The 16,361-nt window shown below is 67.6% G+C and carries 9 protein-coding genes; 1 reads left to right on the plus strand and 8 read right to left on the minus strand.

Translation table 11 applies throughout. The features are described from left to right. Positions 1 to 43: 43 nt before the first annotated feature. The 7 genes from PZE19_RS31690 to PZE19_RS31720 all read right to left on the minus strand — a co-directional run bounded on the left by PZE19_RS31690 (position 44) and on the right by PZE19_RS31720 (position 14,690). Positions 44 to 6,319, minus strand: a complete 6,276-nt coding sequence (locus PZE19_RS31690) for a type I polyketide synthase (RefSeq protein ID WP_277864680.1) — start codon at positions 6,317 to 6,319, stop codon at positions 44 to 46. Then, a complete protein-coding gene (locus PZE19_RS31695; protein ID WP_277864681.1) occupies positions 6,316 to 7,281 on the minus strand; it encodes a hypothetical protein in 966 nt (321 codons plus the stop codon). Before PZE19_RS31695 ends, PZE19_RS31690 begins: the two co-directional genes overlap by 4 nt. Continuing rightward, entirely contained in the window at positions 7,278 to 9,281 is a 2,004-nt protein-coding gene (locus PZE19_RS31700) for a CRTAC1 family protein (protein ID WP_368411426.1), read from the minus strand. The genes PZE19_RS31695 and PZE19_RS31700 overlap by 4 nt, the downstream gene beginning before the upstream one ends. Further along, positions 9,278 to 10,228 (minus strand): DUF1702 family protein, encoded by a 951-nt coding sequence (locus tag PZE19_RS31705; RefSeq protein WP_277864683.1) that lies wholly within the window; start codon positions 10,226 to 10,228, stop codon positions 9,278 to 9,280. The genes PZE19_RS31700 and PZE19_RS31705 overlap by 4 nt, the downstream gene beginning before the upstream one ends. A gap of 127 nt (positions 10,229 to 10,355) precedes the next feature. Then, positions 10,356 to 11,837: a flavin monoamine oxidase family protein gene (locus tag PZE19_RS31710; RefSeq protein WP_277864684.1), complete on the minus strand. Its 1,482-nt coding sequence runs from the start codon at positions 11,835 to 11,837 to the stop codon at positions 10,356 to 10,358. Then, complete coding sequence (locus PZE19_RS31715) at positions 11,834 to 13,228, minus strand: HEAT repeat domain-containing protein (RefSeq protein WP_277864685.1); 1,395 nt, start codon at positions 13,226 to 13,228, stop codon at positions 11,834 to 11,836. Before PZE19_RS31715 ends, PZE19_RS31710 begins: the two co-directional genes overlap by 4 nt. A 130-nt stretch (positions 13,229 to 13,358) precedes the next feature. Further along, complete coding sequence (locus PZE19_RS31720; RefSeq protein ID WP_277864686.1) at positions 13,359 to 14,690, minus strand: hypothetical protein; 1,332 nt, start codon at positions 14,688 to 14,690, stop codon at positions 13,359 to 13,361. A 542-nt stretch (positions 14,691 to 15,232) separates the two neighbouring features. Here PZE19_RS31720 and PZE19_RS31725 point away from each other — a divergent pair. Then, entirely contained in the window at positions 15,233 to 15,601 is a 369-nt protein-coding gene (locus PZE19_RS31725; RefSeq protein WP_277864687.1) for a VOC family protein, read from the plus strand. Positions 15,602 to 15,745: 144 nt separating this feature from the next. Here PZE19_RS31725 and PZE19_RS31730 read toward each other — a convergent pair whose 3' ends face one another. Then, positions 15,746 to 16,081: a hypothetical protein gene (locus PZE19_RS31730; RefSeq protein WP_277864688.1), complete on the minus strand. Its 336-nt coding sequence runs from the start codon at positions 16,079 to 16,081 to the stop codon at positions 15,746 to 15,748. Positions 16,082 to 16,361 lie beyond the last annotated feature (280 nt).

Raw genomic sequence — 16,361 nt, forward strand, 5'->3', positions numbered from 1 at the left:
CCCTCGTCGCGTCGCTTGCGCCGGAGGTCGGCTGTGGATTGGCTCAGGAGAACTCGGCCAGTGCTGTTCGAAGAGCTTCGGGGATCGGGGACGGCGTCGGCCCGGCGGGACCGCGCCGCAGGCAGGCGACGCTTTGTCTGCCGCACGCGACCAAGAGCTCGCCGTCGCTCGAGACCCGCCAGTAATCGAAATGGAATGCGATGGAGTAAGTCCCCAGGGACTCAAGACTCATCCGCACGGCGACCTCGTCGAAGGGTTTCAATTCCGATAGAAAGTCGCAGGAGACGTTCGTGGTGACCAGGGCGATGTCGCGCTCCAGCGCGGCCAGGACGGCGGGGGCGTGGTCGCGGAGGAACATTTCCCGGCAGCGGCCTTGCCATCTCAGATGGTTGACGAAATAGATGTTCCCGAGGAGGTTCGACTCCTCGAGGCCGATCACGTGCCTGTACTCGTAGGTCCGCCGCCGCCCCCCTTCGTCGGCATGCAGACCGTTCAGCTGCGGGGGTCGCACGGCCAGGGCGACGGCGATCAAATCGGGCTCGCCGGCGACCGGCAGCACGTGAGCCAGGACCGTCGCTCCCCCGGCCCGGAAGGTCTCCCAGCCTCCCGAATCCGTCGTCTCGTGGACGAGAGTGTCGGGGTCGATGGAGCCGAGCTTCTGCAAGCTCTCCGAGGCGGCCCAGACGCGGGCGGCCGCGGCGTCGAGCCCGCCTCCGGCTTCGTCCGCCAGCCTGCGGGCCAGGCCCAAACGGTGTTCGCCGAGGACACCCAGCCAATCGTCCACCGGGCGAGCCCGAGCGGGCTCGACGTCGCACCCGAGGGGCCAGCGCCCGACGGCCGCAAGGGTCAGCATTCCGGCGTGAGCTGCCGAAGAATGAAGGCCTTTGAAGGCGTCAGGCTTTCCGTCCGGGCGACGTCGCACCGGAGTCGCGTCTCCAAACGCCCGAGCCATCGCGCGGTCCGTACGACTGCGACGATCGGCCGCCTCCCCGGTTTCCACGGCGAAGGCCACCTCCAAGCCCGGCGCCAGCTCGCTCGCCCGACGCTCGAGATAAGGAGCTAGTAAAACGGCGGGCCACCGGCCGATGTTGTGCGTCGACCCGATGACTTTCAGTCGAAGCCCTTCCCAGCGTTCGACGGGCGTCGCATTCGCGTCGAAGATCGTCAAGTCGTATGTGAAGACGCCGTCGTCGCACGACCGCTCGTCGGCGACCACGCGACGCGGGCCCTTCCGCCAGACGGGGTCGGCGATGATCCGACGTACGCCGACCGGTAGGACCGAAACGTGAGGGATGCAGGCCTGGACGCAGTGCACGGCCGCGTCGCGGGCTCCTGGGTCGCCCAGAATCGGCTCCTCTTCCGGGCGGTCTCCGAACCAGTTGCGGCGGTCGGAGGGGGCGACCTCCGCGCGGCAGGCCTTGGCGGTCAGCCGGTCGTAGCTTCGCAAGCGTCGGAACCGTCCGCCCTGAAACAGTAGGGCACCGTACAACTCCCGCTCGGGGTCGAGCGACAACCGATCTACGGCCTCGCCCGCACCGGGGTCGTGGATCCCGGCGGCCCAGGGATGCTCCGGACCTGATCGGAAAGTGGCCCGGAAATGATCGAGGTGATACCCCGTCGCGTGACACCTCAGCGCGACCTCCACGACGCCCCCCTCTCTGACGAGGGCCACGAGGCGGACGGTCGTCGATCCCGCGTCGTCGATGATGATCGGGCGTTCGAATGCGACTTCCTCGATGATGGTCGGCATCGGTCCCTGTCCGCGCATCACGCCCGCCACGGCCTGGGCCATCGCCTCCAACCCGATCACGGCGGGCAGAAGCCTTTCCCCCTGGAACACGTGGTCGTCGAGGTAGGGGTCGGCCTTCCGTGAAAGGTCGGTCTCGGCGACCAGTTCGATGCCCGGGTAGTCGATGAGGAGCCGGTCGAGAAATCGAAGAGCGGGTAGGGGCGGGCGGGCGAGCGACAGCGTCGGCGAATCGCCGATACGGCCGGCGACGACCACCGAAGCGTGTGGCGGACGCTTCGCGACGAGCGCGGTGAACAGGGCGGCCCCCGTTTCGGTCGGTATCGGCCCGACTCCCTCGCGCGTCAACGCCTCGATTCGACCGAGCCGCTCCCCCATCCCGACGCTGGCCCAGACCGACCACTCCAACGCCAGGCAGTAGCAGGCCGGGTGCTCAGCCTGGAATCGCCCGGTCAACTCGGTCTGCCAGGCGTTCGCCAGGGCGTAATGGGCCTCACCTCGCATCCCGGTGCGGGCGATGATCGAGCCGAAGGTCACGAGCAAGTGGATCCTACGAGAGGACACGGCGTCGAGCACGTTCCGGAGGCCCTGAACTTTCGGGGCCGATGTGCGCTGGAGCAACTCCAGGTCCAGTTCGACGAGGGGCCGGGGCTCGTTCACTCCGGCTGCATGGACCACCGCGGTGATCGGCCCGAGACCGGCCTCGACCGTCGCGACTGCCCGGCGGACCTCGTCGGCGTGGGTCACGTCGGCGGAGGCGTATTGGCAGTCCACCCCCGCGGCTCGGATCCGCTGCAGGTTTGCGGCCAAGTCGGGGTCGTCCTCGGGCCGGGCCCGCCCCATCAGGCCCAGCCGCACGCCGGTGCGACGGGCCAACTCCAGGGCGCATTCCGCGGCGACCCCCTTCCCCCCGCCCGTGACGAGCACCACGTCTTCCGACCCGAGTGAATGTCGGGCCGGCGGGCTCCCGAGGGGACCGAGGGGCCGAAGCGACGGTTCGAACCTATGCCCGGAGCTGTCGTAGCGGACCTCGACGAAGCCGCGACCAGTTGGGGCCTCGGCGACTACCCAGGCGGCCGCGTCGGGGTGGCTCAGGGGGACCACGACGGCCGCCGTATCAAGCCACGGCGCTTCGAGGTGGACGGACTTGGCGAACGCGGCGCCGACCCCGCCCGAGCCGACCACCAGAAACCGCCCGTCCGTGGCCAGTTTCAGCGCGGCCCTGGCCCCCTCCAGGAGGAGTTCGAGCCAACTCGACTCGGCCTCGTCGGGTAGGACCACGGCGACGCCGGGGCCGCCCGCACGGCCCAGAGTCCGCCCGAGCTCTTGCGCGATCCCGTCGCCGGTCGGGGCCACGATGTGCCAGGATACGTCTCCGTCGGCCGATGCGGATCGGGGCGGGCGAGTCTTCTCGACCCACTCGACCGTGAACGGCCTGACCCAATCTCCCAGCCCGAGGGCGGCCGAGGGAGCGTCGCTCGCCTTCGTTCCGCCCCAGGCCGATTCCTCCAGTGCCGCCGCCGCCTCGGCCACGGTCACGTTCGCAAATCGTGTGGGAAGGACGGGGGCGGGCATGCCCAGTCGTCGGGCCGCCTCGACGACCAGTTGACTGACCGCAATCGAGTTCAGGTGCAAATCACGCAGGAGCCGATGGTCGTCGCCGACCTCCTCGACGGGAAGCTCCGTCCTCTCGGCCACGAGCCTTCGGACCACGTCGACGGCCCGACCCTGAACGGACACTCCAATCGTCGGGGCCTCAAGGTCCTGTCGCGATCCCGGGACCTCCACCCGCTCTGCAGTCGCGCCTCGCGGCGATTCGAGAGGATCGGACGGGGAAATGGATTCACACGGGTTCGTGAAGAATCGGGGCGTGGCGCCGAGGTCCAGGGGGCGGAGAAAGCGGTCTTCGAAGAGCACGCCAGGCCGGACGGCGCATCCGGCCGCGAACGCCGCGGCGACCGCCCCGAGGAGCCCGCGGAACGAGGCTCCCCCGACGTCCAACGACACGACATGGGAGGCGCCGCTCTCAGCCGCCAGTCCTCCGAGGACGTCGCCCGGGCCGACCTCGACCCAAAGATCGATCCCCTCGCACGCGGAGAATGCCTCGACGAAGCGAATCGGGGCGGTGACCTGGCGGCAGAGAATCGAGGCGAGGTCCGCGTCGCGTTCCAGCAGCGCTCCGGTGACCGTCGAGACGACGGCTTTCCGAGGCGGGGCGAGCCTCTCGCGGCCGATCGCCTCGGCCAAGGGCGTCATCGCGTCGGCGACGAGGGGGGAGTGGAATGCCCGAGAGACCCCGAGGATCGTCGCCGCCACCCCCGCCAAGCGGGCTCGCTCGACCACCCGAGCCACGGCGCAGGTCGGCCCGGAGACGACCGTCTGCCGTGGAGAATTCAGGGCGGCGACGACGACCGGCTCGCCGTCGATCAGAGTTTCGGCCCACGTCCGGTCTGCGCCGAGACTCGCCATAGCTCCAGCGTCCCCTCCGGCCACGCATCCGGCCATCGCCCGCCCCCGCGCCTTCGCCAGACGCATCAGGGTCGTCGCGTCGATGCAGCCGCCCCAGTACAGCGCGGACAGTTCCCCGACGCTGTGCCCGACGCCGACCTCGGCGACGAGCCCAACCTCGTCGAGCACGGCGAGGCCCGCGATCGCGGCGGCCAGGATCGCCGGCTGCGCGACATCAGTCGACCGGCCGTCGCGGACTTCCGGCAGGTCGGCCGTCTCGTAAGCCCGACGAACCGCCGGGAACCGGCGAGCCCAGGAGTCCGGAGCCCGGTACACGGGAGATCCCTGGCCGGGGAAGAGGAATCCGACGCGCGGGGTTTCGCAGCCCTCCCCTACAAAGACGCCGTTGCGAACGTCAAGCCGGGTGCCCGGGCCGTCGTCGAGCCTGAGACGAAGGACCTCGAGCCGCTTCACAAGTTCGGCGGGCGTCGAGGCGACGACCGCCGCCCGATATGGCTTTCGTCGGGGGCCGAGTCGGAAGGCCAGGGTGCCGGCCGCGTCGGTCAGCTCGGAGCGAGACAGCCCCGGGGCGAGACGGTGGAAGTCCTCGATCCAGGCTCGCAGCGCCCCCGCTGAGTCCTCCTCGAAGACGAACAACTCGGCGTCCTGGGGCGACCGGAGCAGGCGCGACTGCTCCGGCGTTAGAGACCGCCGTCGCTGGGCTTCGAGGTTCTCAAGCACGACGTGAACGTTGATCCCTCCGAAGCCCATGGCGCTGACGCCGGCGCGGAACGGGAGGTCCGCGGGCCATGGCTCGCCGTCGGTGGGCGCGCGCAGTGCGGCCGTTGGGGCGGTCAGCTCCGGGTGGGGGATGTCGCAGCTGGTGGCGGGAGGGATCACCTGGACGTCAAGGGCCATGACCGCCTTGATCAGACCGGCGACGCCGGCGGCGGCCTTCGTGTGACCGATGTTCGCCTTGACCGACCCGACGGCCGTCGGACCAGACACGACCTCCCGGTCGGCCTCGCGGCGAGCGCGGCCTAGAGCCCGGAGTTCGGTCGCATCGCCCACGGCCGTGCCGGTGCCGTGCCCCTCGAAGTAGGCGACCGAGTCGATGCCGAACCCGGCGCGCCGATAAGCCCTCCGCAGGGCGAGGACCTGGCCCTCCACCTCCGGACGGGTCAATCCACCATGGCCGTCGGACGAGACTCCCCAACCGGGGAGCGTACATCGGATTCGCTTCCCCTGGGCGAGCGCGTCCTCCCAGCGCATGAGCACGACGACGCCGCACCCCTCACCCGGCCAGAATCCGTCCGAACGGGCGTCGAAGACCCGCATCTCCCCGCTCGTCAGCGCTCCGGCCTTGGCGAACCCCACGAGCTCGAAAGGGTCGAGGCTGACGTCCACGCCGCCCGCGAGGGCCACGTCGAGGTCGCCGACCGACAGGGCGGTGCAGGCGTGGACGACCGCCAGCAGCGACGAAGCGCACGCCGCATCGACGGTCGAGCCGCCCCCGTTGAAGCCGAAGTGGTTGCAGATCCGGCCGGCGATCGTGTTCGAGAGGCCGCCGGAAAGCGTCTCGGGGCCGACCGGCGGGAACGGCGCCTTGTAGCGAACCTCCAGCTCGTCCAGGAACTTCCGCCGCCGATCAGGCGGCCATCCTTCGCTCGTCAGCGCCGAGGCGATCGTGCGGCGGACGTACGGCCAGCGCAGGCGGAGGGCCTGGGCCCGAGAGGTTTCTCCCGTAAGAGTGTTGCCCAGATAGACGCCGGTCTGTTCGCGGGGCAGGTCCGCACCGTCGGGGAAGCCGGCGTCGACCAGCGCCCGATCGGCGACGTCCAGCGCCAGCCAGTGGACCGGGTCGGCGGCGCGGAAGGCCTCGCCTGAGACCCGGAAGCGGACCCGGTCGAACTCGTAGTCGCGGATGACGGCCGCCTCGGTCGCGCAGGTGTGGTCCGGGGCGTCCAGGCCCTCGACGAAATAGGCGTCGAGGTCGAGCCGTTCGCGTGGGAGACGTCGGAACGCCCGACGGCGAGCCAGCGCGTTCTCCCAGAGCGCCTGCGGCGAAGGGGCGTCGGCGAACTCGCAGGCCATACCAATGATCGCGATCCGCTTGGTGCTCATCGCTCCGCGGTCTCCAGCACCGGCGCCCCCACTTGCGTAACCGGCGACGATGCGTGAGACGCTCTAGTCGCGCGGGCCGGCGACCGTCTTCGGGGCCGGCCCGAGTAAGCCAGTGCGGCCCCGCGAAGCGAACAGACCAGCAGGAGCGAGAAGAAGAGCCCGAACACGACGTGCGAAGCGGTGAGCGCCCCGTACACCGCCGCCACCGCGCCGCCGAAAAGGAGCTGCCCCCCCAGCGACGACGGCGTCGTGCCCGGGTCCGTCACCATGTAGAAGGTGAACAATAAAAACGCCATCCCGGTCATCGGCAGCAGCGTCGCCGTCAAGGGCGTGCCCCCGACTTGGCTGCGAATCACCGCCTGAATCACGAAGCCCCCCAACCAACCGAAGATCAAGGGCATCTTCCTGGTGAACCTTGTATTCAGGAACGTGCCGGATATCACCAGTATCAGCGGCAGGAACCAGTCGCCGGCCCCCGTCAGGTTCTCGGTGAACTGGTACGGCGGCGCGATGCCGACCCAGGGGAAGGCGAGCAGGGTGACGGCGATCCCTGTATTCGAAGGGTTCAGGCAGTGTCGCACCCCCGACCCCACCGGCACCCGCACCAGCGATTTTGAGCTGATGGCGACGGCCGCCGCGAAGGCGATCGGCGTCAGACGATCGTTGGCGTACAGGAGCATCGCGACGGCCAACCCCGAAATGTGGGCTGGGAGCAGGAAGTCGACGTAACGACCGACGCCGCCTGCGAACCGGCACGGGCGGTCCTCTGACCAGGCGTTCGCGGCCTCAAGGGTCAGCTCCAGAAGATATGCTGTGGCCAGGGCTACGAGCGGCTGGGCCCACGACTGCTCAAACCCCAGGATCGAATGTCCCAAGAGGTTGAGGATCGTGATCGCCGCCGCAAACCGTCGCAGGGCGGCAAGTCGGAGGCCGTCCGCCGTCGCGGGGGTCCGCTGCGTCATCGGTCGACGCCTCCCATTTCAGTCCGGGACGTCACCCCCGCAGGGATGGCCCTCTTGAGCTCCGACCAGCCGAGTTGGACGGTGTGCCAGCCGGGCGGAAGGCTCAATTCCTCCCGCCGGACCTGCCCATTCGGGTCGCGCCATCTCAATGTGATCGAGAGCAACGTCCCCGGCGTCACCGGGCCGAGCCCGAAATGGAGGTCGGGGCTGCGCTTGCCGGAGTGGCCGTTGCCGCCGTCGCACTGCGCGACGAGGCGGCGTCCGCTCGGCAAGGCGACGGACGCCTCAGCCCCGATCGCCGGCCGGCCGGGCGTGTCGGGGCCTGGGTGGCCCGTTCGGGCCGATGTGGCCTCGGGCCGCAGGGGCAAACGCAAGTGCAGGCCCAGGAAAGCGTCGGAACCCGTCGACTCGTTATGGTGGAAGGTCGACGCGGCCCACTGGTTGGCGACCGCGAAGTCGAGCCTGCCGTCGCCGTCGACGTCGGCCGTGGCGATCCCGCGGCTGACCCCGGGCTCGGCCAGTCCCAGCTCCGCGGACAGGTCGACGAACCGGCCCCCGAACCGGACGAAGAACGGGTTGCGCCGACCGCCGCTGAGATCGTCCCCTGACGCGAACCGTGGCCAGTTCCCAGGGTCGCTCAGCAGCTCATCATGGCCCATCGCCAATTCCTGGAGCTCCGGCCAGCGATCCACGTCTCCCTTCATGAACCCGACCGCCTGAAGCGCCTCCAGGTCCCCGTCGTTGTCGAAGTCCGCCAGCCTCGCCTCCCAGCCCCAACCGCTCCGAGACAGCCCAAGCTCCTCGCTCCGATCGACGTAGGGCGCGACGCCCTCTCGGAAGGATCCGGCCTCGCCCGTGCTGATGAACGCGAAGTGACTCTCGAGCAGGGCGAACTCGGTCGCGATGTTGCTCACGAACAGGTCGAGAAGGCCGTCGCCGTTGAGGTCGCCGAAGTCGACGCCCATTCCTTTAAACGAGTCGCGCCCGAGCACCTTCGACGACGGGGTGGTCAGTCCACGACGTCCCTCCACCGGGGCGAACCGGATCGAACCCGGATGCGACCGGTTGTGCAACAGGCGGTCGGGGCCGAAGTCGTTCGCGAAGTAGAGCTCGGGGAGCAGGTCGCCGTCGAGGTCCGCAGCACCGACGGCGAGGGTCCAACCGTACAGGGTCGAATCGTCGAGGACGCCAGCCTCCTCGCGGAAGCGGACGTCGGGCTCGCCTCCCGACGTCGCGTCCGACCATATGAAGATGTGTTTTTCACCAGAATTGAACGCGCGGGACATCGACCGCTGCATGGAAGCCGTGCCTCGCGTGTCGACGTCGAGGATGCGCGATCCATCGGGGAAATAGTTGGCGACCACCAGGTCGGCGTGGCCGTCGCCGTCGAGGTCGGCGAGCGTCGCCGCGTTCGTGAACCACCGGTCGGACGTGGATGATACCTCGCGGGGGGCGAACGCCGAGCGCGCCGGCCCGGTCTCGCGGCTGGGCCGGCGGAGGAAGGCCACGGGGGTCCGGCCCCAATAATATACGAGCACGTCGGCCAGCCCGTCCTCGTTCAGGTCGCCGACCAGGGACCCCATGGGAGCCATCGTCGCCGGCTCGTAGTGCAGAGGGTTCGGATCCAGCGTGAACGGCTCGTATCGGTCGGGTGTCCCCGGTGCCGGGGCGAGGATCACCCTGTCGGTCCGCGTGTCGACGTAGACCACGTCGTTCGGCAATCCGTCGCCGTCCAGGTCGTGCAGCGCGACGGCGGCGCCCACCGAGGAGATCCAGGCCGAAATACCCTCCAGCCGTGGGTGGACCGAACGCCGTGACCGAGGCTGCGGGCTGGTCCCGACCGGCTCGGGCAACTCGACCGTCGTGAACCGGAAACGGGCCGCTACCCTTTCGCGAAGGGCGATCTGCGGGTAGGAAGGCCGCGCCGCCGCGTACAGGGTCGCAAGCACCGAAATCGCGATGAGCCGAGCCGCGTTCCGTCGAAGGATCGAGGTCGTCATGCCGCGATGCCCCCCCCCGACAACCGCGTTCGGATCCGCGCCCGCCAAATTTCGTAGACCGGAACGGCCGACTGGTCCCCGGGCAGGTCGATCAGGGCGTCATCGGTCACGACGGCCGCCTCCTCGGCGCCTCGGCCGCAAAGCACGCGACAAGCCAGTTCGGTGTGGGCGGCGGGGTTCCTCGCGCGTTGCCTGGCCTTCGCGGCGAACGCCGCCCCCTGGGCCAGCTGCTCCGGGTCCGGGCAGGCCGCCCGGAGGGCGGTGATCTCGTCCCGACCGACGCCGCCCGCATATCCGCAGGCAAGCCCTACGCCCGCCCACAAGTCAACTCGACGATCGGGTGCGAACGTCCCAATTCGACGGGCGATTCGGCCGACGTCCGCCCCTTCCGCAAACCAGAGGCTGCGTCCGAGGCCCTGGTCGAACGCCCGCAAGGCGTAGCCCGCGAACTCACCGGGCGACTCGCACGCGTCGAGATATCGGGGCGGGTGAAAGTAGCCTTGGTGGAAGCCATAGCCGTCGACTGCGAGCCAACCGAGCAACGGGTCGAGGCCGCGGAGCAACCGTCCGGACCCCCATGGCAGCCGAGCGAGTGCGCAACCGAACCCGACATGGAGCATGTAGACGTGCGGGGCGCCTGGGCCGTGCAGGAGGGCCCGGAAGCGACTTGCACCCCACGGGGTCAGTCCGTCGAGAATCGCCGCCGCCATCGCCGCCCCTTCGTACGCGAAGCCGCGAGTCTCGACGGCGAATCCATCAAGGCGCTCTCCCAACCCGACCACGTTCGGAGCTTCCAGCGCAGCGTTGTACCCCGCGATGAAGACTCGCCCGACCGATTCGAGGCGCTGGTGAGCCTCGATGCCGGCCTCGCGGAATCCCCGACGCACGAAACCGGCCTCCTCCGCCTCGATGCCCAGCCAGCTCCGGCGAAACCGGCGATATAGCACTCCCACGTTCGTTTCCCCGAGCTACAAGGCGGCTTCTCAAACACCACGATCCCGATCGTGGCGAATCCTGGGCTCTCGAGACCCGCGCTACGAACTCGATGCGGGCGGTTGAACCTGTCAGGCGTCATCAGGTGAGGGCCGATATTTCGTGCGCGACCCGCTGGCCTGACTCGAGGGCGCCGTTCATCCAGCCGGGGAAGACCGAGGCGTGATCGCCCGCGAAGTGAAGCCGTCCCTCGCGACGTGCGAGAAGAGACCCCATTTCTGATTCCTGGCCTGGCAGGAAGACGGGATACGCCCCCCGGGCGAATGGTTCTCTGCCCCACCGAATTGCGACGGCCTCCTCGACCTCGGAGCCCAGGCCGGGGTGGATCTTCTCGCCGATGCCGATGGCCGTGCGGATGAGCTCCGGGGTTGTTCCAACCTGGTCGAGAGGACCCGCTCGGCCCATCGCATAGAAGACCATCAGTCCTCGCCCGTCCGCCCGATCGGACCAATCTTGATAGAGAATCGACTGGATCGGCAGGTCCGTGTACGTGACCCCTCCTCGACGGCCACCCTCACCCTCCCAGAACCGGCGGCGGCACTGCAGCACGACTTTCGTGGCGGGCTCGTAGTTGAGTTCGCGGACCGCCCGGGCCTTCTCCGGCGAGAGCGCGGGCTCGAATACGACGTCCCGCAGGACCGAGAAGGGGACGGCCAACACGACTCGCTCGGCGACTAATCTTTCGCGACGACCATCCCGAATAAAGCAGACGACCGGCCGAGGCCCGCCGTGCTCCACACGGACGACCTCGATTCCGTACTGGACGGCGTCCTTCAAACGACCGGCCATGAGCTTCGGAAGCCGATCGTTCCCCCCATCGATCGTGAAGAAACCGTCGTGGTAGTCATGCAGTTCCTCGCGGAAGTTGGCGAGGAACGCCGTATGTAAAAACGGCGCGAAACCCAACATGTCGCCGATCATCCGCAGCCCTTCGGTCGAGACCTGGCGAGACTTCAGGAACTCGCCGAGCGACAGATGGTCGAGGTCGCTCAATTCGCGCGGCCAGGGGTTGACCGTCGGTGGCAGACGAAGTCGCATGTAGGGCTCGAGGGACCGCTCCCAGAGTCCGATCGGCCCCAGCCGGCGCTCCTCCTCCGGCAGTTCATACGGCAGAAGCTCCGGCCGACTTCGCACGTCGGAGCCCCGAAGCGCCCGGCCCCGAACGTAGTAATTTCGGTTCTCCTGGTCGGATCGCACGGGTCGGGGCTTCAGTCCGAACTTGCGAGCGAACCCCAGGGTGAGTGAATGGCTCGCGGGGATCCGCCACGGGCCCAACTCCACGTTGAATCCGTCGCGAAACGGGGCTCGGGCAGTCCGGACTCGCCCACCCGGCTCGGAACGGGCCTCCAGCACCCGCACGGGAACTCCGCGCTCGGCGAGCTCAAGGGCGGCGGCGAGGCCCGCCAGGCCAGCCCCGACGACGACCACGGGAGGGCGGTCGTCGGAGCTGCTCGGCGGCCCGGCCCTCGTCCACGTCGCCCCGAAGGCGGAGCCGGCGCCGATCAGGAAGCGCCTCCGACTCGGAAGGGCGACTTCGGGATCGAGGCCGGCCGTGGTCGTCATCGAGCCCCCCCCGTAATCTCACGGCCGCGGCTCGGGCCGACATCCACGACGCGCCCGTCGTTCGGGACGTTCGGGGCGCCCTGACCTCGATTGATCGTCCGATAGGCTGTCGTGGTCGCGCGCGGCTCGTCGGCCTTGCCGTCGTGATCCAGGTCGAGCCAGCCGGCCGCGGTGCATATCGTCTCAGGGAGGTTCAGGTCGAGGATCCCGTCTCCATCCTCGTCGGTCATCTTGCCCTTCCAGGTGCCGGAGACGAAGGCGTTGCAGTATTCCCCCTTGTCATCGTCGGCGACGACCGCCCGCAGGAACTCGCCGCGGTCGAGGGTGCTGCCGTCCCCGTCGTCGTCGTCGAGCAGTTGGGCCATCGAGACGTAGCCCCAGCTCAGGAAGTTGCCTTTCACGTAGCGGATCGCGAAGTCGTCTCGCACGGGGATGTTGGGATCCAACTTCCACTGGCCGACGCGCACGAAGTTGACGTCCCCGTCCATTACGCCGGCGCTGGTGTTGCCGATCTGGCCCGAGACGAAGAAGGGCCGCTTTTCCGTCGAGACGAACGCGAAATTCGCGGTGTTCGGGTTGGTCCGCTCGGTCAAGCCGTGGAATCGGAAGGTCTCGTAGTGGGGGGCGCCGTCGGTGTAATAGTTCTTGATGCGCTTCGTCATCACCATGCGATGCTCCCGCGAAGCCACGGTGGTGTTCGCGTGGCATTTGCCGAAGACCTCCTCGATCTTCAGCGGCGAGAGCACGACCTTGACCCACGTTTTGAGCGGGGTCTTCACGTAGACGTTGCAGAGGATATGCAGCGGGATCGACTGGTCGAAGACTCTCCCGGCGTAGCCGCGGACCTTTCGGCTGCCGAACCCCACGACCCCGACTCCCAACTCTTCGTGGAAGATGGAGGCCCACTCGCGGACCTCGATGTTGGAATCCTCCAGGGCCGTCTTCACGAAACCGACCGCGTTCGTCCCCCCGAATTTCGCGGCCGCCCAGAGAGCATCGATCCGGACCCTGGGATCCGCCTCGTTCTGGTAAGCCCGCAGTAATCCCGGCACGGCCTTTTCGCGATGCCGGTCGGCGTACTCGAAGACCGCCTGCTCCCGAAGCGTCGAGGAGTTGCCGACTCCCATGGCTTTGATCACCTCGGCGTCGGAGCGGGTGTCGAACCGACGACTGACGCGGTCGAGCGCGACCCGAAAATGCGTCCATTCGGCCGGGTCGACGCCGAGGTCCGTGGCGACCATGGCCTTCAGGTCGTCTCCCAGGTTGAGTTGCGACGGAACGACGTCGATCTCGCGCTCCTGCGTCAAACCGCCGCCAGGCGCGGGGGTCGCGGGCTTGACGGGTTCCTGCGCGGACGGCCTCACCGCCGGGACGACGGTGAACGCGGCCATGAGCAATCCCCGAGCAATAAACCGAATGGGTTGAGGAGCCAACACAGACGCCCTCCTTTCCACAAAATTCGATGGGGCTTTGGGCACTCCTGGAAACCTGAACGGAAGTCTCGACGAACCAGTGACGCGCTTATCGCTTGGGCATGATCATCCTGCGCAGCGAGAGCGGCGCGTCGAAGTATCCCTGCGCCGTGCAAGTGCATATCAGCAATGAACCGTCGCCATCGTGTTCCAGCTCGTGGGCGAATACACCGTCGGGCATGGCGTATTCTTCGGGCTTGAATGCGCCGGTCGCCGCGTCCAGCTCCCGAATGGATGATCCAAGCCTCATCGGACGCAGTTCCTGGCCGTTGATGGCCGCATACAGCCGGCCCCCGATCCAGGCCAGCCCGTTGATCGCCGGGTCTGCCGGTGATTCCTTCAGGACCCTCCCGTCTTCCCGGCTGATCGTCACGAGGACGTACCCTTGGTCCGTGCTTCGCTTGCCATGGATCCACAGATTCTTCCCGTCGAAGGCGAGGCCGCCCCAGTGGCCCTTACCCGGCGTCGGTATCGAGCCGACGATCCTCGCCTTGGGAGTGAGCCCGATCTCGACGATCTTCGATGCGCTGTAGACGATCTGCCAGACGTGTTCGCCGTCCCAAACCGATCCACCCATTTGTCCCTCGATCTTCAGCTCGTCGAGGGCTTGTCCGTTTCCCGCATCGAGGACGCGCACGATCCCCTCGGATTTCCCGTGGGGTCGTTTCAGCTGGATCGTCGAGTCCATGCTCGGGGCGTACTTGCTCGACGCAAGGACCGTTCCGGTCGTGTTCCGGATTGAGAAGGACAACGGCCCGTCCAGGTTGGAGACGTCGAACCGGATAGGCGTCGCGGCTCCGTCGCGATCCATCACGGCTTCGCCGGTCAACTCGAACTTCCTGGGGACCGATCCGGTCAGGGTGTAGCGCCTGATCGTGTTGGTCTTCATCACGACTGCGCCGTTCGGGTCGAGAACCTCGAGCGTCCCATTGATCGCCTCGGTATCCTCGATCGAATCCGCAGTGACTTTCTCGGGGGCGCCGAGGAAGTCCAGCCTGAGCGACGAGGTTCCGGCGTTGCGGTCCATCGGAGTGGCGGACACCACGAGGTTATGGATCTGCCCGAACGAGTTGATCGGCCCGCCTCCGCCGCAGCCCGAGACGACCAGGACGGACCTCTCGGCGCTGGCGGCGTCTCTGAATCTGGCGAGCGACACGCCGGCCAGTTCTGCAGCGCTGCCAGGGAGTTTCAATATCTCCGGCACAGCCGCCGACGGAGGTTCCGCACCGGTCGCCGGTTGATCCGCTGCGTCGTGGAATTCCGGGGGATTCATCACAGCGAGTGCAGGAAGAACACCCGTGAGGATTGCCGCCGCCAGCAGCAGGATCGGCGCGCCTGGCGCAGAGAGAACGAGCCGCCTCTCGGCACGGAAGACGTCCATTTCACCTATTCTCCTCGTGGTCTGAATGATTCAGTGCGAAATGACGACCCTCCCACCGAATATCCCGCCGGTACAGCCCGATCGGCGGCTAGGTCCGAGACTGCCGACTCGAATTCTACAAGGCGATGGGTCTGGAATCGGTCGGCACGGCTGCCCTAATCGCCCAGGTCGAGCCGTTGGACAGATCTATGGATCCTTGCGTCGCTTCGCGGCGATCACAGTAGCTCGGCGGCCTCAAGAGACATGTGTGGTTCGAGGAGGCGAGTTACGTCCCTCGGACTTGCAACGGAATTCGGCCGAGTCTCAGTTAGGCTCACTCTACAAATCGCCCCTCCGATCGCCAAAGAAAAAGTCGAAAACCCTGTGACGAATTTGGAATGCTTCGGGCCTTTGCGGTTGCCGCCGAAAGGGTCGTTCGACTCCCCTTTCTGATGGCCGGGCGGAAACGTCTCTGGCGATGTGGCGGCGCGCCCCGCCAGAATCGACTTCCGTCGAAATGAGCCGCCTCTCGCCCAGGATGCGCGTTTCAACAAGGAGGCAGGATGAAGTTCACGTCCGGCGAAATCAACGTCGTATGTACTGACGCGCCGAAAAGTCTCTACTTCTACACACGTGTTCTCGGGTTCGAGCTCGTTGAGGAAGAGGACGGGGCTTATCGGCTCAGGAATGGAGACGTCTTCTACCTGCTATTGCCCTTCGCAACCGGGCCGTCGCCACACCGAAGTTATTGCGCATGCGCGAGCATCTCGTTCGACCTCATGACGGTCGACGTGCGGGGTGCGGCCGATCATTTTTCTGCCCATGGCGTCCTGTTCGAGAAGCCCTTCGCCGAGGGTTCTCGCAGTTTCATCATAAGAGACCCGGACGACAACATCATCGAAATCATCGAGGCCGTTGATGGCCTCCGCTGATCTCGGGCAACGATTCAAGCTCCGGCGGGGATGAGAAGGCTGCGCGGCGACTGAGCGGCGGGCTTGAATCGCGATGACGAGGATGTCGATCAGGTCGCGGCCCGGGAGACGGCAGGATTCGAAGGCGGCCAGGATTCGCTCCACCTACCACGACCCGGCCGGCGAGTCGGTCTCGAAGCTGGTCTTGCGTCGGCGGACGGAGTGATGCAGGGCCCGCTCGGCGGCGTCGTTCCTCGGCTCGACGCCCTCGTCGTCCTCTTCGAGCCGCGGCGGACCCCGCGTTTCAAACGCGTTTGCACCCCGCGATGCAGCCAGGGCTGCCTCCGTTTTGCGAACGACCGTCGCGCGAGCGCCAGATTCAGGCGGGCTTCCACACGGGGCGATGCGAGCCTCGAACGCGGCGACCACTGCCGCGACGACGATCAGGGCCTCCGCCGGGATCGCATCCCAAATCGCCTGCGGTATGCTCCTCAGCCGCATCATGACTCGATGATGCGCAGCCCGCCCGCTTCAGCTCAGGCACCGACCCATGAACACTCACCGAGCGACCACGGCCAACCTCTTGAAAGCCCTCGGGCGGCCCAGGCGCAGCGGGCGTTAGGCGGCGAACGACTGGGCGGGTTAAAGCCGCAATGTTGACCGCGCCGATAAGGATGAACGCGACGATTGGGCCGCCCCCGGACGGATCCGACGGCACCGGAGGTAGTATGGGTCTAATACGGCACAAAGGCATGGCTGTGGGCCTGGTCGCGGTTTGCCT

Origin of the sequence: Paludisphaera mucosa, from assembly GCF_029589435.1 — a bacterium.
In the GTDB taxonomy this organism is placed as follows: domain Bacteria; phylum Planctomycetota; class Planctomycetia; order Isosphaerales; family Isosphaeraceae; genus Paludisphaera; species Paludisphaera mucosa.